The sequence below is a fragment of the Pseudomonas hydrolytica genome (genome assembly GCF_021495345.1).
Lineage (GTDB): Bacteria > Pseudomonadota > Gammaproteobacteria > Pseudomonadales > Pseudomonadaceae > Aquipseudomonas > Aquipseudomonas hydrolytica.
In genome coordinates, this window is sequence record NZ_CP099397.1 from 3,118,178 (window position 1) to 3,136,193 (window position 18,016).

The window sequence follows — 18,016 nt, forward strand, 5'->3', positions numbered from 1 at the left end:
CAACAGCCCATGAACGATAACGGCGCCCGAGGGCGCCGTTATCGTTTGTGCATCACGGACAGGCCGGCAAGGCCTGACACTGCTCGGCAGAACCGCTGACTTTCGGCGGCACGGAGAACCGCGAATCCTCCGGCGCCAGACGCTGAGCACAGGCCTGGGCCTGCTGCGCCTCGCGCGCACAACCCTGCTCGCCCAACACCTGGGACAGGTTGAACCAGCCGGCCGCGAAATCCGCCTCGCGCTTGAGGCTCTCGCGCAGCGCCTGCTCGGCGCCCTTGCGGTCACCGTCGGCGTAGCGACTGTTGCTCAGGGCGAACCAGGGCAGCGCCTGCTCCGGCCAGGCCTCGCTGGCCCGGCGATAGGCGCGCCGCGCCGGCTGGGCATTGCCGGTTTGCTCGAGGTCGTTGGCGGCCTTCATCCATGCATGCATGTCCGCCTGCGCCGGCAGGCGCTCCGGCGGCAAGGTCAACACGGCCCAGCGGCCACCCCGTGCCCACGTCTTGTCGAAGCTGGCGAAGCTGTCCACCAGTCGACGCGTGGTACCGGAGCGCAGGATCAGCGTGCGCTCGCGACGGTCGTAGCCGACCACCACCGCGAAATGCCACTGCGGGTACCAGTCGAATGCCAGGTTCTGCAGCACCAGCACCGGGTTGCCAGCGGCCACTTCGGCCAGCAGCGCCTCCAGACGCGGCTGCAGCGGATAGACCAGCATCTCGTGGCTGCGAGCGGTGGCGACCATCTCCACCTGCAGACTGCCTTCACGGCTGGGGAGATAGACCTTGTCCTTGAGCACACCCGGAGTGGTCATCAGACCGCGCTGGTTGAGCATGGTGGCCAAGGCCGCCGGGCCACACTGATAGGCGTCCTGGGGGAAGAAGGGAACGTCGGTGAGCTCGACCCGTTCAGGCAGACGCTCGGCCTCCGGTGACAACACCGGAGACCGAGCGCAGGCTGCGAGTAGAACGATGGAAGCGATACAGCAGAGGCGAATCAGCGATTTATGCATTTGACGAAATTGAAGATGTTGGTGGCGCACAGCATATCAGTGATGATGAAGATCACCAGAAACAGCACGATGATGCCGACCACACCGGCACCTGCCGGGGCCTGATCCAGTTGCTGGTTGAACTGCGCCAGCTCGGCCGGGGTCAGGCTGGCGATACGCGATTCGACCTGCTCGCGATCGACGCCCATGGCCACCAGCTTCTCCTTCACCTGCTCGTCATCGAGCATGGCCATCAGTTGCTGCTGATCCACCTGGTGCTGCTGCTCGGCGATCACCTCGTGGGTGCCGATCATCGCGGCATTGGCGGCGGGAATCTGCACCACCAGAAGCAGGTGGAACAGTGCGGTGATGGCCGCCAGGCGGCGCATAACGGGGTTCATGGTGATTGTCATTGTGGTTATCTCCTGAGGGACGAGGTAGCCAATAGACAGCATCGCAAGCGCGCAGGTTCAGCCCGATAGTCCGCAGCCGTTCACGTTTCCTGCAGAAGCTGGCTGAGCACCGCACGCAACTTGCCCGGTTTGACCGGCTTGTTCAGCAGCGGAACCCCCAGTGCCTGAAGGTCGCGGCGACAGGCATCGCTGCGGTCGGCGCTGATGATCAGGGCAGGGATCGCACTGGCAAACGCGTCGCGCAACTGCTGGATCACCTGACAGCCGAGCACGCCGTGATCCAGGTGGAAGTCGGCCAGGATCAGGTCCGGCGCCCTGCCCTGCAAACGCTGCAGGGCCTCGGGCAGATCCAGCGCGGTGATCACCTCGCAGCCCCACTGCCCGAGCAACGCAGCCATGCTGTGGAGAATTTCCGCCTCGTTGTCGATCACCAGCAGACGCCGCCCCGGCAAGGGGTCTCCCAATACCGGCTGCAATGCGGGCTGCGCCTGGCGCTGGGGACGCGCCTCGGCACGGGGCACGCGAATGCTGAACACCGAGCCACGCCCGGGCTCGGAACGCACCTGCACCGGGTAACCGAGCATGCGCGCGATGCGCTCGACGATGGCCAGCCCCAGACCGACGCCCTTGCGTTCGGTGGCGCGGCCGACATCCAGCTGGTTGAACTCGAGGAAAATCTTGTCCAGCTGATCGGCCGCTATGCCGCGACCGCTGTCCCACACCTGCAGTTCTACGAAGGCGCCACGCGGCCGCGCGCCGAGCAGCACGCTCCCGCTTTCGGTGTAACGGCAGGCGTTGCTGAGAAAATTGCGCAGGATGCGCGTGAGCAGGCGAAAGTCGGTGTGCACTGCGCAGTCGGCAATGCGCACGCGCAGACGCACGCCAGCGGCCGCGGCGACGCCCTCGAACTCGGACGCCAAGGGCGCCAGCAGTTCCTGCAGACGATAGACGTCGACATCCGGTTTGATCGCGGCCTGGTCCAGCTTGGAAATGTCCAGCAGGTCGGCGAGCAGATCCTCGGCGCCCTCCAGCGCCAGGTGGCTGCGCTCGACCAGATTGTGCTCGGCACTGGGCAACTGCCGTTCGCGCAGGGTGGAAATCAGCAGCCGCGCGGCATTCAGCGGTTGCAGCAGGTCGTGGCTGGCCGCCGCCAGGTACTTGTCCTTGCTGCTGTTGGCTGCCTCGGCGGCGTCGCGCGCCTCGCGCAGGGCCAGCTCGATGCGCTCGCGTTCCTCGATCTGCCGCTGCAGGTTGCGGTTGGATTCGAGCAGCTCGAAGGTGCGCGCGGCGACGCGGCGCTCCAGTTCGTCATTGAGCTGCTGCAGGCGCTGCTGCGCCTGCTTGCGCTCGGTAATATCGGCGACGAAGCCTTCGAAGACCCCTTCCCCCTCCGGTTTGAGCAACAGGTTCATCAGCACGTCGATGGTGCTGCCATCGCGCCGGCGCAGGCGCGTTTCGTAGCCGAGCAGGGCCTGGCCCTGGCTCAGGCGCTGGCGAATCACTTCCAGCTCGTCGAAACCACCGACGAACAGGTGCCGCGCTAGATCGCCCAGCGACCACAGCACCTGCTGCGGATCGTCGTAGCCGAGCATGCGCGCCATCGCCGGGTTGGCTGCCAGCACGCCATCCTGCAGGCTGGCCTGGATGATGCCGTGCACCGCGTGCTCGAACAGCCATTTGTAGCGATTGCGCTCGGTTTCCAGCTCTTCCAGGCGGGCCAGCAGCTCGGGGTAATGACTCTTGCGCGCCGACTGGCTGCTGAGCCCCAGCAGCCCGGCCAGCGCTTCGTCAGAGCGCCTCGCCATAGACCACCTCGACGTCGCGCTGGGTCGACTCGCGCGGGTTGGTGAGGATGCACGGATCGTCCATGGCATGGCTGGACAAAAACGGAATGTCCGACTTACCGACACCGTGCAAACCGAGGGTTTCACGGAAGCCCACGGCATGCTTGAAGGCGATCAGATGCTCGACCAGACGCTGGCGGATCTGCGTATGCGTGAGGCCGCGGCAGTCGATGCCGAGGGTTTCGGCGATGACCTTGAAGCGCTCCGGTGCGGCGCTGTAGTTGAAGGCCACCACGTGCTCGACCAGTACCGCATTGCACAGGCCATGCGGCAGATCGAGGAAGCCGCCGAGGCTGTGGCTCATGGCATGCACCGCGCCGAGAATCGCGTTGGAGAAGGCCAGACCGGCCTGCATGCTGCCGAGCATGATCTTCTCGCGCAGGGCGATGTCCGCCGGGTTGGCGATCATCTGTACCAGGTTGCCGTTGATCAGGCGCATGGCTTCCAGCGCATGCGGGTCGGTGAGCGGGCCGTGACCGGTGGAGACGAACGCCTCGATGGCATGCACCAGAGCGTCGATGCCGGTACAGGCGGACAGGAAGGGATCCATGCTCAGGGTGGTTTCCGGGTCGATCAGCGACACGTCCGGCACCACCGCCTTGCTGACGATGGAGAACTTCATCCGCTCCTGCTGGTTGGAGATGATCACGAACTGCGACACATCGGCCGAGGTGCCGGCAGTGGTGGGGATCAGGATCAGCGGCGGGCTGGGCACGCGAAGGGTGTCCACGCCCTCGAACTCGAGGATATTGCGCCCGTGGGCAACGACGATGCCGATGCCCTTGGCGCAGTCCATCGGGCTGCCGCCACCGACCGCGACGATGACGTTGCAACCTTCGCTGCGGTACAGCTCGGCGCCGGTCATCACCTCTTCCACCCGCGGGTTGGGCGAGACGCCGGTATACAGGCAATAGTCGATGCTCTGGGCCTGCAGGCTGACTTCCACGTCCCTAGCCCAGCCGGCTGCCACCACACCGGGGTCGGAGACGATCAGCACCTTGCGCGCGCCGAAGGTCTTGGCGTAGTTGCCGACGTTATGCCGGGAGCCGGCGCCGAAGATGATCTCCGGAGAGACGAATTTACGCAGCTGACTCAAATCATGGCTCATACAACGGCCCGGATCTTGTTGTTATGGAATTGCGCTCAGCCTACTGCATCGCCCGGTTTATGCAATGCGACCTCCGTTCAGATCAGCCGCCGGTAGAAGGCGTGTTCAGCGCGCAAGGCCTCGGCCAGATTGGCGGCCTGACGGAAACCATGGCGTTCTTCGGCGAACAGGTGATATTCCACCGGCAACTCTCGGCTGCGCAGCGCCTCGACCATGGTTTCGGTCTGGCTGGGCACCACCACGGCGTCCAGCGCGCCCTGGAAGAAAATCACCGGCACCCTGATCCTGTCGGCCTGCAATAGCGGCGTGCGGCGGCGATAACGTTCGGCATCCTGCTGCGGGTCGCCGATCAGCCAGTCCAGATAATCCGCCTCGAACTTGTGGGTGACCCGGCGCAGCGCCAGCGGGTCGCTGACGCCATAGAGACTGGCGCCGCCACGCAGCTGCGGCAGTTCGGCGAGCGCTCGCAACGCGCTGAAACCGCCAGCGCTGCCGCCGCGCACGAACACACGCTGCGAATCGATACGGCCCTCCCCACCCAGGGCCTCGATGGCGGCGCGAATGTCCTCGACCTCCAGCTCGCCCCACCCGCCAGCCAGACGCAGGCGATAGGCGCGGCCGTAGCCACTGCTGCCACGGTAGTTGAGGTCGAGCACGGCGAAGCCGCGCAGCGTCCAGAAGGCGATGCGCGGATCGAACACCGGGTAGCAGGCCGAGGTCGGACCGCCATGCAGGAAAATCACAAGTGGCGGGCGTTCCTTGGTGGAAACCGGCGAGTAGAAAAAGCCATGGCAGTGCTCACCCTCGCCCACTGTGCAGCTAAACGGCTGCGGCCGGGCCAGATGATCCTCGCTCAGGGGCGCCTCACCGCCAGCTAGTATTCGCGGTGCGCAATCGCTGCGGCGAATGGCGAGCACCGTTGGTAGACGATCCGGCGCAGCGGCGATGCAATAGAAATGCTCGGCATCGGCGGTCAGCGAGCGGAAGCGGGTGAAATCTCCAGCCAAACGCCGCTCGTAGGGTGCGCCGTGCGCACCATTGGCCATGGAGGCGAGAGGGTTGGTGCGCATGGCGCACCCTACGAGAACTGCTCTCCCCTGCTCGAAACGAGTCAACAGAAACTCATCATTTTCCAGCGGCAGATAGGTTCGGCCACCCAGCTGCCAGGGCGCGGGGGCGTGATCGCAGGGAGCGCCCTGAGGTTGCGCTTGCACATCGACACACCAGGGTTGCCACCAGCCCGCTTTGTCGCTCAACACCCACAGCCGGCCCTGCGCATCGAAACGTGGCTGCTGCAGAGCCTGATCGCTGCCCTGCCCGGCCAGCACGCGGGTACGTTCACCGGACTCGCGCTGGCACAGGCGCGTGGCGACCCAGGGCTGGTACGGACGATCCCATTCGATCCAGGCCAGACGCTGGCCGCTGGGGTCGGCCACCGGTGCGGCATAAAAGTCAGCGCCCTCGATCAACACCTGGCGATGGCCGGTGAGGCCGATACGTACCAGGCGGTGCACCACCGCCCCCGTCTCATGGCTCTCCTCCACCGCCAGCAGCGCCTGCCAGGCGGAAACGAAGGACAGGTCGCCATAACGGCAGTGAGGCTGATCAGTGATCAGGTAGGGTGCGCCGTGCGCACCGCCGTCCAGGCCGATATCAATGCGATAGATCTGCTGATCATGCTCATTGACGAAGGCCACGCCCTGCTCCGTGGCGCAGCAGGCGCCACCGCCGTACTCATAGACGCGGCTGCGCACGGAAAACCCCGGCGGCGTGAGTTCACACACCGCACCATCGCAGCAGAAGAACAGCCCGCAACGGGCCTGCAGTGGATCGAACGCCACCCACAGCACGCCACCATGAGCAGCGTGCAACTCGGCAAAATCGGCGCTGGCCGCAGCCGCCTGCTCGGCGCCCCAGATGCTGTCGGGATCGGTGCGCACGGCGCACCCTACGCCTTGCATATGATTCGCGAGGCCTTCTCGTTGCGGTATTGCAGCTCGCCCAGTCCCAGCGGCGCCTCGTCGGCCTGGCGGCGCGCGGCGAGAATCACCTCATGGTGCGCCGACTTGCTGCACACCGGGTCGGCGTTGCTGGCATCGCCGGTGAGCATGAAGGCCTGGCAGCGACAGCCGCCGAAATCCTTGTGCTTCTCATCGCAGCTGCGGCATGGCTCGGGCATCCAGTCGTCGCCACGAAAGCGGTTGAAGCCGAAGGAATGCCGCCAGATATGTTCGACGCTGTGCTCGCGCACATTGGGAAACTGCACCGGCAGCTGGCGCGCGCTATGGCACGGCAACGCCGTGCCGTCCGGAGTGATGTCGAGAAACAGGTTGCCCCAGCCGTTCATGCAGGCCTTGGGCCGTTCCTCGTAGTAGTCGGGAGTGACGAAGATCAGCTTGCAGGGGTGGTTCTCCGCCGCCAGCTTGTCGCGCCACTGGTTGGTGATGCGCTCGGCGCGCTCCAGCTGCGCACGGGTTGGCAGCAGGCCGGCGCGATTGAGCTCGGCCCAGCCGTAGAACTGGCAGGTGGCGAGTTCGACGAAGTCCGCCTCCAGCTCCAGGCACAGCTCGATGATGCGCTCGATATTGTCGATATTGTGCCTATGGGTGACGAAGTTCAGCACCATCGGGTAGCCATGGGCCTTGACCGCTCGGGCCATGGCCAGCTTCTGCGCGAAGGCCTTGTGCGAGCCGGCCAGCAGGTTGTTCACCTCCTCGTCGGCGGCCTGAAAGCTGATCTGGATATGGTCCAGCCCCGCCTCGGCGAATTCGGCAATCCTCGCTTCGGTCAGGCCGATGCCGGAGGTGATCAGGTTGGTGTAGTAGCCCAGGCCGCGCGCCGCCGCGATCAGCTCGGCCAGGTCCTGACGCACCAGCGGCTCGCCGCCGGAAAAGCCCAGCTGCGCCGCGCCCAGCTCACGGGCCTGGCGAAACACCTCGATCCACTCGGCGGTGCTGAGCTCGGCGCCTTGCTTGGCGAAGTCGAGCGGATTGGAGCAGTACGGGCACTGCAGCGGGCAGCGATAGGTCAGCTCGGCCAGCAGCCAGAGCGGCGGGCCGACCTGCACGCCCGGCTTAGCGAAGCTCGATCCAGAACTGGGCATGGGCTACCTCGATAAAGGCCAGGATGTCCTCGTCGATGCCGGGCACGTCGGGGAAGCGCTGGTGCAGGCTGTCGATGATCTCGGCCACCGAACGCTTGCCATCGACCTGCTGGAGAATCTCGCCGGCGCTGTCGTTGAGTTTGATCATGCCCTCGGGATAGAGCAACACGTGGCAGCCCTGGGCCGGCTCGAACTGCAGGCGGAAGCCGCGGCGGATGGCGGGGACAGTGGGCAGGATGGTCGAGGTCATGGTTGCGACTCCGTCGTGGTGCGTGCGGCGCACCCTACGTGGAATGCGGCCGTAGGGTGCGCCATGTGCACCGCTGTCTTGATCATAAAGCGATCCCCCGATGCCAGACGCGCTCGGCCGTCACCGTGTGATACGGCGGGCGCTCCAGCTCGTAGGCCATGCTCATGGCGTCGAGCATGCTCCACAGCACGTCGAGCTTGAACTGCAGGATGTTCAGCATGCGTTCCTGCGCCTCACGGGTGCGGTAGTGCTCGAGGGTGATGCGCAGGCCATGCTCGACATCGCGGCGCGCCTGGCTCAGGCGATTGCGAAAGTAGTCGTAACCGGCCGCGTCGATCCACGGGTAGTGCTGCGGCCAGGCGTCCAGGCGCGACTGGTGGATGGTCGGCGCGAACAGCTCGGTCAGCGAGCTGCTGGCCGCCTCCTGCCAACTGGCGCGGCGGGCGAAGTTGACGTAGGCGTCGACGGCGAAGCGCACACCGGGCAGCACCAACTCCTGCGACAGCACCTGCTCGCGGTCGAGGCCGACCGCCTCGGCCAGGCGCAGCCAGGCCTCGATGCCGCCTTCTTCGCCTGGCTCCCCATCGTGGTCGAGGATGCGCTGAATCCACTCGCGCCGCGTTTCCCGGTCCGGACAGTTGGCGAGGATCGCCGCATCCTTGAGCGGAATATTGACCTGATAGTAGAAACGGTTGGCCACCCAGCCCTGGATCTGCTCGCGGGTGGCGCGCCCTTCGTACATGGCGCGATGAAACGGATGATGGATGTGGTACAGCGCGCCCTTGGCGCGCAGCGCCTGCTCGAATTCGGCAGGGCTCATGGCAGTTTGGCTCATCAGGATCTCCGATACGCGTTGCCGTAGGGTGCGCCGTGCGCACCAGCATTCTTTGAAGTGCGCACAGCCTGGGCGGCCCCGCACACCCTACAAAACGATGCTCATGCCATCGAACGCGACCTCGATGCCGCGCGCGTCCAGCTCGGCACGCTCGGGCGAATCCAGGTCGAGAATCGGGTTGGTGTTGTTGATATGGATCAGGATCTTGCGCGCCGCCGGCAGCCCCTCCAGCACCTCGAGCATGCCGCCCGGGCCGCTCTGCGGCAGGTGGCCCATCTCGCTGCCGAGCTTGTCGCCCACCTCACACACGCGCATCTCGTCGTCGCGCCACAGGGTGCCGTCCACCAGCAGGCAGTCGGCGCGGCGCATCCAGCCCAGCAGTTGCTCGTCCACCTGGCCCAGGCCGGGGGCGTAGAACAAGCTCCCGCCCGTGCGCAGGTCCTCGATGAACAGGCCGATGTTGTCGCCCGGATGCGGATTGCCGCGATGCGGCGAATACGGCGGCGCGCTGCTGCGCAGGGCGATGGCGGTGAGGCGCAGCCCCGGGCAGGCCGGTATGGCGAAGGGCTTGGCGTCCAGTTCGATCAGCCGGTGCTGCAGGCCGCCGTTCCAGTGGCTGAGCATGTTGAACAGGGGAAAGCCGGTGGTCAGGTCCTGATGGACCATCTCGGTGCACCAGACCTGATGCGGGCAGCCTTCGCGCAGGGTCAGCAGGCCGGTGCAGTGGTCGATCTGGCTGTCGAGCAGGACGATGCCGGCGATCGCCGTGTCACGCAGCTTGCGCGCCGGTTGCAGCGCCGGGAAGGCTTCGAGCTGCGCGCGGATGTCCGGCGAGGCGTTGCACAGGATCCACTCGCCGCCGTCATCGGAAAGGGCGATGGACGACTGGGTGCGCGGCTGCGCGCGCAGGGTACCGGCGCGCACGCCGCGGCAGTTGCGGCAGTTGCAGTTCCACTGGGGGAAACCGCCGCCGGCGGCGGAACCGAGAATCTGGATATGCATGGCGGATTACCAGGGGGATGCCCCGGACGGGCCGGGGCCAGGAGCGATCAGCGGTTGGCGAAGTACATGGTCACTTCGAAGCCAATACGCAGGTCGGTGTAGGCGGGTTTAGTCCACATGGTGCGGTCCTCTTTTTATGGCGCCGGGGCATTCCGGCACCCTCATTAAGCCCCCGCCAGGCAAGAGGCCAAATGGTACTTTGGGATGAATCGGCACTGGCATTGGTAGGTGACGCTATCAATAGGCATGGATCGCACCGCGAAGGTTCCTGTGATCGCCGGCCCTGAAACATGTGCCAATAAAAAACGCGGCCGAAGCCGCGTCGCGATAAGGGTCTGCTGCCGTACAGGCTGATGGCTGCCTGCAGATCCACCCGGGTAGGGTCCTTCGCCGTACAAGGGCGGCGCGCCGGAGCGAGCGCGCCGCGTCATGGATTGATCAGGACTCAGAAAAAGCCCAGGGGATTGATGTCATAGCTCACCAGCAGGTTCTTGGTCTGCTGGTAGTGGTCGAGCATCATCTTGTGGGTTTCGCGGCCGACGCCGGACTTCTTGTAACCACCGAACGCGGCATGCGCCGGGTACAGGTGGTAGCAGTTGGTCCATACGCGGCCGGCCTTGATCGCACGGCCCATACGGTAGGCGACGTTCATGTCGCGGCTCCACACGCCGGCGCCGAGGCCGAACTCGGTGTCGTTGGCAATCGCCAGGGCCTCGGCCTCGTCCTTGAAGGTGGTCACGCCGATCACCGGGCCGAAGATCTCCTCCTGGAACACGCGCATCTGGTTGGTGCCCTTGAGCAGGGTCGGCTGGATGTAGTAACCGCTGGCCAGGTCGCCGTCCAGCCGCTCGGCGGCGCCGCCGGTCAGCACCTGCGCGCCTTCCTGCTGGGCGATCTCGAGGTAGCTGAGGATCTTGTCGAACTGCTGCTGCGAGGCCTGGGCGCCGACCATGGTCTCGGTGTCCAGCGGGTTGCCGCGCTTGATCTGCTTGACCTTCTTCATCACCTCGGCCATGAAGGCGTCGTAGATCGACTCCTGCACCAGCGCGCGCGACGGGCAGGTGCACACCTCGCCCTGGTTGAAGAAGCCCAGCACCAGACCTTCGGCAGCCTTCTCGATGAAGGCCGGCTCGGCGTTCATGATGTCGGCGAAGAAGATGTTCGGCGACTTGCCGCCCAGCTCGACGGTGGACGGAATGATGTTCTCGGCCGCGCACTTGAGAATGTGCGAGCCCACCGGCGTGGAGCCGGTGAAGGCGATCTTGGCGATGCGCTTGCTGGTGGCCAGCGCCTCTCCGGCCTCGCGGCCGAAGCCCTGGACGATGTTGAGCACGCCCGGCGGCAGCAGGTCGCCGATGATTTCGGCCAGCAGGGTGATCGACAGCGGGGTCTGCTCGGCGGGCTTGAGCACGATGGCGTTGCCGGCGGCCAGGGCCGGGGCGAGTTTCCAGGCGGCCATCAGCAGCGGGAAGTTCCACGGGATGATCTGACCGACCACACCCAGCGGCTCGTGGAAGTGATAGGCCACGGTGCCGTCGTTGATCTCGGCGGTGCTGCCTTCCTGGGCGCGGATGCAGCCAGCGAAGTAGCGGAAGTGATCGGCGGCCAGCGGCACGTCGGCGTTGAGGGTTTCACGCACGGCCTTGCCGTTGTCCCAGGTCTCGGCCACGGCCAGCAGCTCGAGGTTGGCTTCGATGCGGTCGGCGATCTTCAGCAGGATGTGCGAGCGCTCCTGCACGCTGGTGCGGCCCCAGGCATCGGCGGCGGCATGGGCGGCGTCCAGCGCCTTGTCGATGTCGGCGGCATTGGAACGGGGAAATTCGGCGATCACCGAGGCGTCGACCGGGCTGGTGTTGCTGAAGTACTGGCCACTGAGCGGAGCGACGAATTCGCCATTGATGTAGTTGCCATAGCGCGGCTTGAGGGTGACGACGGCGCCTGGAGTACCCGGTTTCGCGTAAATCATGATGCTGACCTCTCTTGTTGTCGGAGCCCGCTGCCAATCGGGGAAGCGAGTCATGCTTCGATCTTAGGAAGGGCCCTGCGACCTCGGTATGCGCCCATGGCACAGATCGTCTCGTCATTTGGTAGTAGAGCGGCGAGCGGTCTGGCACGGGACTTTGGCAGCAAGGTGGCAGGGCTGCGAAGGCTAAAGGCTAGACCCGTTCGCTTCGCCTTGCGTTCCCGAGGCCGAAAATTCGCCCCTGGCATTTCGACGCAGCCCAGAGCGGGCCGACAGGAGCCGGAAACGACGATGGCCGGACAGAGTCCGGCCATCGTCTGACACATCAACCGATCAGCGCTTGGCGACCAGCTCCTTCGGCAGCTTGAAGGTCCACAGCATGCCGCCCTGGTTCAGGTGCTTGACGCGCTTGGCCACCTCGCCGCCCCACAGCGGCACCGCGCCGCCCCAGCCGGACAGCACCGAGACGTACTGCTCGCCGTCCATCTCCCAGGTTACCGGCGAGCCGATCACGCCCGAGCCGGTCTGGAATTCCCAGACCTTCTCGCCGGTCTTGGCGTTGAACGCCTGCAGGTAGCCTTCCGGGTTGCCGGTGAACACCAGGTTGCCCTTGGTGGTCAGCACCCCGCCCCACAGCGGCGCGTAGTTCTTGTGGCGCCACACTTCCTTGCCGGTCTTCGGATCGATGGCGCGCAGCACGCCGATGTATTCCTCGTTGAGCGGCTTGATAGTGAAGCCGGCGCCCAGGTAGGCCGCGCCCTTCTTGTAGGCGATGTCCTCGTTCCAGATATCCATGCCCCATTCGTTGGACGGCACGTAGAACAGGCCGGTGTCCTGGCTGTAGGCCATGGGCATCCAGTTCTTCGCACCGAGGAAGGCCGGCGCGGCGAACACGCTGCTGCCCTTCTCCGCCGCGCTCGGCGAACCCGGACGGTTGCTGTCGTCGTAGATTGGCCGGCCATTCTTGTCCAGACCCTTGGCCCAGGTGATCTTGTCGACGAAGGGGAAACCGCGGATGAACTTGCCGTTGGTCCGGTCGAGCACGTAGAAGAAGCCGTTACGGTCGGCGGTGGCCGCGGCCTTCACGGTCTTGCCGCCTTCCTGGTAGTCGAAGGACACCAGCTCGTTGACGCCGTCGAAGTCCCAGCCGTCGTGCGGCGTGGTCTGGAAGTGCCACTTGATGCTGCCATCGTCCGGGTTCAGCGCCAGACGCGAGGACGAGTAGAGGTTGTCGCCAGGACGCAGGTGCGAATTCCACGGCGCCGGGTTGCCGGTGCCGAAGAACAGCAGGTTGGTGTCGGCGTCGTAGTAGCCGCCCAGCCAGGGCGCGGCGCCGCCGGTCTTCCACAGGTCGCCCGGCCAGGTCTTGCCGGCCTCGCCGCCGCTGATACCGTTCTCCACGGCCTTGCCGTCCTTGTAGACGTAGCCCATGTGGCCTTCGACGGTCGGACGACTCCACAGCAGGTCGCCATTCTTCGGGTCATAGGCTTCGATCTTGCCGACCACGCCGAATTCGCCACCGGAGACGCCGGTGATCAGCTTGCCACCCACCACCAGCGGCGCTGCGGTGATCGAATAACCGGCCTTGTGATCGGCCACGCGCTTGCTCCACACCACCTTGCCGCTGTCCTTGTTCAGCGCCACCAGCTTGGCATCCAGGGTGCCGAAGATCACCAGATCGTCGTACAGGGCGACACCACGGTTGATCACGTCGCAGCAAGGGCGAATGTCGTCCGGCAAGCGGGCTTCGTACTGCCACAGCTCACGCCCGGTGCGCGCATCGACGGCGAACACCCGCGAATAGGAGGCGGTGACGTACATCACGCCGTCCTTGATCAGCGGCTGCGCCTGCTGGCCGCGCTGCTTCTCACCGCCGAAGGACATGGTCCAGACCGGGCGCAGCTCCTTGACGTTCTGATCGTTGAGGATGTTCAGCGGGCTGTAGCGCTGGCCCTGCAGACCGAGGCCGTTGGTGACGATCTCGTTGGTGGTGGTGGCGTCCTTGAGAATCTCGGCGTCGGTGACCGCCAGCGCGGCGGCGGACGGCAACAGCATGGCGGCACAGAGTGCGGTGAGGAGGAAAGGCTGGCGAAGACCGGCGTGTTTCATTGCGGCTACCTCTGCGGGTTCATTGTTATTGCCGGGAATTTTTCCCGGTCTGCCGCAAATTCTTGGCTCGCACAGGCCACCCAACAATTGCACCCCCAGCCGATTTTCCTCGTTCCTTGGTAGCAATACCTGCTCCACAGCCTGCGATCATGACGATTGCGGCGGCCCCAGCTTTGCCGGACACTTGGCCGCCTGCACATTCTGATCGGAGACGCCCGTGCCCCATCCTCGCCAGGAAATTCTCAACCATCCCGATGCACTGGATTGCACGATCTATCGCCCCGACGAGCAGGACCCGGATGCCGAAGAGCAGGACCTGGGCGATGGCAAGGTGCTGATCACCGGCGCCTTCGAGCCGCCCACCGAGTGGGATGCGCACCAGCGCGAGGACTATTTCGGCGAGGAAGATCCCACGCACTTCGTCACCGCCCATATCGAATGCCTGGCCAAGCCCGCCACCCGGGACTTCTTCATGGCCGACAGCGGTGATTACGTGGCCGTCCAGTCCGGCCAGGGCGACGTGGTGATGTATTACGTCTACGACCACGAAGAGACCGAGCACGGCCGCCATTACGTGCTGATTCGTGACGACGAAGAGCTTTGACCGCCCAATGGTGCGCGCGGCGTGCCCACGAATCCGCGGCCACGCTCGCGTAGGGTGCGCCATGCGCACCGAGAGCGCCGCTGGTTACTGATCCTGGCGATTCACCCGCGCCATGGCGTTGCGCTCGTAGCGCGGTGAAGGTGGCAGATGCATCAGGCCAATTCACCGCGTCATATTCGGTGCGCGCGGCGCACCCTACTGACCACACTCGCGTAGGGTGCGCCGTGCGCACCGAGGGCGCCGCTGGTTTCCGATTCTGGCGATGCACCCGCGCCATGGCGTTGCGCTCGTAGCGCGGTGAAGGTGGCAGATGCATCAGGCCAATCCACCGCGTCATATTCGGTGCGCGCGGCGCACCCTACATCCGTGGCAACACTCTCGTAGGGTGCGCCATGCGCACCGAGGGCGCCGCTGGTTTCCGATACTGGCGATGCACCCGCGCCATGGCATTGCTTTGCAGCGCGGTGAAGGTGGCTGATGCATCAGGCCAGTCCATCGCCTCATATTCGGTGCGCGCGGCGCACCCTACTGACCACGCTCGCCGTGCGCACCGAGGACGCCGCAGGTCTCTAATCCTGGCGATCCACCCGCCCCATGGCGCTGCGCTCGTAGCGCGGGTAGAGGTGGCTGACGCTGCGGATCAGCTCATAGCGCGACAGGTTGACCTGGGCGAAGCGCTCGGGGATCGGCGCGCGGATCAGCTCGTTCATTTCCGCGCCCTGCTCCGCTCCCTGACGCAGCAAGCCATCGAGCCAGTCCAGGTAATCACGCATCTGCACGAACGGCGCCGCGTCGGTGGTCACCGGACCGTGGCCGGGCACGATCTGCCTCCACGGCAAGGCTTCGAGCCGATCCAGATCGGCCTGCCACACATCCAGCCCGGGGCTGTTCGGTGTGGTCAGCGCGCGCTGGTAGAACAGGATATCGCCGGCAAACAACACGCCCGTGCGCTCGTCGAGAATCGCCAGGTCGGCGCCAGTGTGGCCGCGCAGCGCCAGCAGTTGCAGGCGCCGGCCGCCGATTTCCAGCGTGCCCTCCTGCACCTCCTCGCTGGGCAACACCACTTCGGTGCCGCGCATCCAGTCGCCCACCAGACGGTACATGTTCTCCGCCATGGCATCGCCCTGCTCTGCCAACAACCTTGTGGTCTCCGCCAGCGCCGCGATGGGCACGCCGGCGAAGGCCTGGTTGCCCAGCGCATGGTCCGGGTGATGGTGGGTCAGCAGTACGCGCACCACCGCTTTGCCGGTGCTCTTCTCGATGCTTTGGCGCAATGCCTCGCCATAGCGGCGCGACGGGCCGCTGTCGATCACCACCACGCCGTCGGCGGTTTCGATAAAACCAACGTTGACGATATTGCCGCCATTGTCGGTCGCAAAGTTGTCGATGCTGCCCTCCACCAGCCAGACGCCCTCGGCGAGCTGCCGGGGTTGCAGCTGGTAGTCGAGCGCCTGGGCCAGACCGGCGAGCAGGCAGATCAGCAATAACATCCAGCGCATGGAAGCCCTCCCTGAATGGGTTGGTGCGCGCGGCGCACCCTACTGAACGTGTTCAGAACGCGGCCTGGAATTCGTTGCCATTGTTGTCGCGCAGCCACAGCTCGGCAGGCTGTTCGCCGCGCAGGTCGAAGCTCAGCGTGGGGTTCTCGCTGACCGCCGGGAACAGTTCGATGCGCCCCAGCACCTGGCCGCCCTCGCCGCGCAGTTCGGCCTGCTCGATGTAGAACTCGGGGATGCCGCCGACCAGACCATTGTCCATGGGGTGCGACACCTGCAGGCGCAACCGGCTGTGCTCGCCACGCACGAAGCGCTTGCTCAGCACCTGCCCGAGGCGCTCCTCCCAGCCGGCCTCGGCACGCACCACGCTGGGCGCGGTGCAGCCACCACCCGCCGCCTCGACACGTGCCGAGCCGACGTGCCAGAGGCCATCGTCGGTCAGCACTGCGGCGCGGATCGGTGTGGCCTGCTCGACGCGGATGCGAATGGCCAGGCTCGGTTCGAGCTGCGCACCGGGAGCAAAATCGAAGATCTGCGGGATGGGGTTGAGCTCGGCCCAGGCCAGGATGCGCTTGACCCGGCCACTGTAGGCCCTGGCGTCGATCTGGATCGGCACCTGGCGCGCATCCTCGGCGAACGGTGGCACATCCAGGCGAATGCTGTCGTCGAAGACGAAGGCCTCACCGTTCAGCAGGCGCTGGTGGTAGTAGTCCCACATCACCGAGGTGACCGGGTCGGTACCTTGCGCCCGCGCCTCCCAGGCCCAGGCGAACAGGGCCAGCAACACCAGGGTCCGCCAATCCATCGCCCACCTCCGGCTCACGCCTTATTGGTATTGTTCAGGCTTCTCAAAGCGCAGCCCGTAGCGCGCATAGAGGCGCTCGAGCGAGCCATCGAGAATAAGGTTTTCCAGCTGTTCCTCGACCGCGTAGGCCAGTTGCCGATTGCTTTCGTGCACCGCCATGCCGATTTCCCAGATCTGCCGCCCCATGTCCGGGTAGGCGTTCTCCGCCAGCGCCAGCTGCGCATCACCCGCCTCGTGCAGCAGCCAGTCCACCTCGCCACGTAGCGCCATCACCGCGTCCACCTCGCCGGCCTGCATGGCAGCGAAGGCCAGTTGTGGCGTCGGGTAGTGACGTGTTTCCCGACTGAGCATGCCGCCCTGTACCGAGCTGAGGTAGAAAGACGGCACGCTCTCGACCTCGACGCCCACCGGGTGCTGGCGCAGTGCAGCGATGCTCGGCACCTCGGCCAGCCGGCGACGGTCATGGGCCAGTTGCCAGCGCTCGCGCTGATAGGGGCCGAACATCACCACCAGTTCGTTGATCAGCTCGCCCAGCTCGTTGCGTTTGTAAGAGAACTCGCGGTCGTAGGGCACGCGCAGCATCAGATCGGCCAGCTCGCCCTGCGCCGTGACGCGGCCACGCCAGATATAGTCGCGCAGGTCGTCGTCGAGCTTTTCCCCCGGCGGCGCCCACATCAATTCCAGCTGGAGACCGAGCCCTTCGGCCAGTGCCTTGGCCAACTCGTAATCGACACCACGGGGCTGGCCGTCCTGCTCGTAGCTGTAGGGCGGGAAGTTCTGGTACAACGCCACGCGCAAGGTGCCCGACTCGACAATACGGTCGAAGTCGCGCACCTGCGCCTGCGCCGTGCCCAGAAACAGCAGCAGGCCACACAAGAGGATCAGCCGGCGCATGAATTACTCCTCTACGTGCACACTCTCCAGGTAGGTGCGCACCGCCCACAGGGCTTCCTGGCTGAGGAAGTCGGCCATCTTCGGCATATACACGCGGCCATCGCGCACCGCGCCGTTGATCACCCGCTCCTTGAACCATTCGTCGCCACTGGCGCCCAGTTCCAGCAAACGCAGATCCGGAGCGATGCCGCCGGATTTGGCTTCCAGGCCATGGCAGGCCGCGCAGTTCTGGTTGTAGGCCGAGGCGCCGATCTCGACGGCGCGCGGGTTGTCGCGGTAGGGGTTCTCTTCCAGCCATTCCTCGCCCAGCGGCTCCAGCCCATCGGTGTTGACGGCCTGCGGCACCACGTCGCCATGGGCCCAGAGCTGGGTGGATGCGGCCAGCAGCACCAGGGCCAGGGTGGAGTTGAGTTTCTTGTTCATGGCTAGGACCTCATCGAATGCACGCAAGACAGCTCATACGGAGCTTGTGGGGCCATCTTAGAAAGGCCGCGCAAGGTGCCGAATGCTGCTTTGGTGGTCGCGTTCTAGTCCCTTGGTAGTAGGGCTTGGGTGGGGGTTTGAGTGATGCCTTGGCAGCAAGGCCAAGTCATGGGCCGACCGGG

17 protein-coding genes are annotated in these 18,016 nt (G+C 65.4%); 1 reads left to right on the forward strand and 16 read right to left on the reverse strand.

The window, feature by feature from the left end; genetic code table 11:
* Positions 1–52: 52 nt before the first annotated feature.
* From L1F06_RS14485 to L1F06_RS14540, 12 genes are all read right to left on the reverse strand, one after another.
* Positions 53–1,006: a PA2778 family cysteine peptidase gene (locus L1F06_RS14485; protein WP_129482237.1), complete on the reverse strand. Its 954-nt coding sequence runs from the start codon at positions 1,004–1,006 to the stop codon at positions 53–55.
* Complete coding sequence (locus tag L1F06_RS14490; RefSeq protein ID WP_012018428.1) at positions 991–1,398, reverse strand: PA2779 family protein; 408 nt, start codon at positions 1,396–1,398, stop codon at positions 991–993. Before L1F06_RS14490 ends, L1F06_RS14485 begins: the two co-directional genes overlap by 16 nt.
* An 80-nt stretch (positions 1,399–1,478) precedes the next feature.
* Positions 1,479–3,203 (reverse strand): hybrid sensor histidine kinase/response regulator, encoded by a 1,725-nt coding sequence (locus L1F06_RS14495; protein ID WP_129482236.1) that lies wholly within the window; start codon positions 3,201–3,203, stop codon positions 1,479–1,481.
* A complete protein-coding gene (gene ercA / locus L1F06_RS14500) occupies positions 3,187–4,350 on the reverse strand; it encodes an alcohol dehydrogenase-like regulatory protein ErcA (protein WP_129482235.1) in 1,164 nt (387 codons plus the stop codon). Before ercA ends, L1F06_RS14495 begins: the two co-directional genes overlap by 17 nt.
* Before the next feature lie 77 nt (positions 4,351–4,427).
* Entirely contained in the window at positions 4,428–6,311 is a 1,884-nt protein-coding gene (locus L1F06_RS14505) for an alpha/beta hydrolase family protein (protein ID WP_129482234.1), read from the reverse strand.
* The gene (gene pqqE / locus L1F06_RS14510; RefSeq protein ID WP_129482233.1) at positions 6,299–7,453 is read right to left on the reverse strand and encodes a pyrroloquinoline quinone biosynthesis protein PqqE; all 1,155 of its coding nucleotides are present in this window, start codon (positions 7,451–7,453) and stop codon (positions 6,299–6,301) included. The genes L1F06_RS14505 and pqqE overlap by 13 nt, the downstream gene beginning before the upstream one ends.
* Positions 7,425–7,703, reverse strand: a complete 279-nt coding sequence (gene pqqD, locus L1F06_RS14515; protein WP_107320898.1) for a pyrroloquinoline quinone biosynthesis peptide chaperone PqqD — start codon at positions 7,701–7,703, stop codon at positions 7,425–7,427. The genes pqqE and pqqD overlap by 29 nt, the downstream gene beginning before the upstream one ends.
* 82 nt (positions 7,704–7,785) lie before the next feature.
* Complete coding sequence (pqqC, locus tag L1F06_RS14520) at positions 7,786–8,538, reverse strand: pyrroloquinoline-quinone synthase PqqC (RefSeq protein ID WP_129482232.1); 753 nt, start codon at positions 8,536–8,538, stop codon at positions 7,786–7,788.
* An 87-nt stretch (positions 8,539–8,625) separates the two neighbouring features.
* Positions 8,626–9,540 carry a pyrroloquinoline quinone biosynthesis protein PqqB gene (pqqB, locus tag L1F06_RS14525; protein WP_129482231.1) on the reverse strand — a complete coding sequence of 305 codons (915 nt, stop codon included), beginning with the start codon at positions 9,538–9,540 and terminating at the stop codon, positions 8,626–8,628.
* A gap of 47 nt (positions 9,541–9,587) precedes the next feature.
* Positions 9,588–9,659 (reverse strand): pyrroloquinoline quinone precursor peptide PqqA, encoded by a 72-nt coding sequence (gene pqqA / locus L1F06_RS14530; protein ID WP_003243383.1) that lies wholly within the window; start codon positions 9,657–9,659, stop codon positions 9,588–9,590.
* A 326-nt stretch (positions 9,660–9,985) separates the two neighbouring features.
* Entirely contained in the window at positions 9,986–11,506 is a 1,521-nt protein-coding gene (gene exaC / locus L1F06_RS14535) for an acetaldehyde dehydrogenase ExaC (RefSeq protein WP_129482230.1), read from the reverse strand.
* A gap of 330 nt (positions 11,507–11,836) precedes the next feature.
* Positions 11,837–13,612 carry a methanol/ethanol family PQQ-dependent dehydrogenase gene (locus tag L1F06_RS14540; protein ID WP_129482229.1) on the reverse strand — a complete coding sequence of 592 codons (1,776 nt, stop codon included), beginning with the start codon at positions 13,610–13,612 and terminating at the stop codon, positions 11,837–11,839.
* Between the two features lie 217 nt (positions 13,613–13,829).
* Here L1F06_RS14540 and L1F06_RS14545 point away from each other — a divergent pair, with 217 nt between their 5' ends.
* Positions 13,830–14,216 (forward strand): hypothetical protein, encoded by a 387-nt coding sequence (locus tag L1F06_RS14545; RefSeq protein ID WP_129482228.1) that lies wholly within the window; start codon positions 13,830–13,832, stop codon positions 14,214–14,216.
* 569 nt (positions 14,217–14,785) lie between these two features.
* Here the strand turns inward: L1F06_RS14545 and L1F06_RS14550 are convergent.
* From L1F06_RS14550 to pedF, 4 genes are read right to left on the reverse strand one after another with little or no spacing between them, the layout of a single operon-like run.
* Positions 14,786–15,715, reverse strand: a complete 930-nt coding sequence (locus tag L1F06_RS14550; RefSeq protein WP_129482227.1) for a quinoprotein relay system zinc metallohydrolase 1 — start codon at positions 15,713–15,715, stop codon at positions 14,786–14,788.
* Positions 15,716–15,767: 52 nt separating this feature from the next.
* Positions 15,768–16,517: a quinoprotein dehydrogenase-associated SoxYZ-like carrier gene (locus L1F06_RS14555; RefSeq protein ID WP_129482226.1), complete on the reverse strand. Its 750-nt coding sequence runs from the start codon at positions 16,515–16,517 to the stop codon at positions 15,768–15,770.
* Between the two features lie 21 nt (positions 16,518–16,538).
* Entirely contained in the window at positions 16,539–17,411 is an 873-nt protein-coding gene (locus L1F06_RS14560) for a substrate-binding periplasmic protein (protein WP_129482225.1), read from the reverse strand.
* Between the two features lie 3 nt (positions 17,412–17,414).
* Complete coding sequence (pedF, locus tag L1F06_RS14565; protein WP_003243351.1) at positions 17,415–17,834, reverse strand: cytochrome c-550 PedF; 420 nt, start codon at positions 17,832–17,834, stop codon at positions 17,415–17,417.
* Positions 17,835–18,016 lie beyond the last annotated feature (182 nt).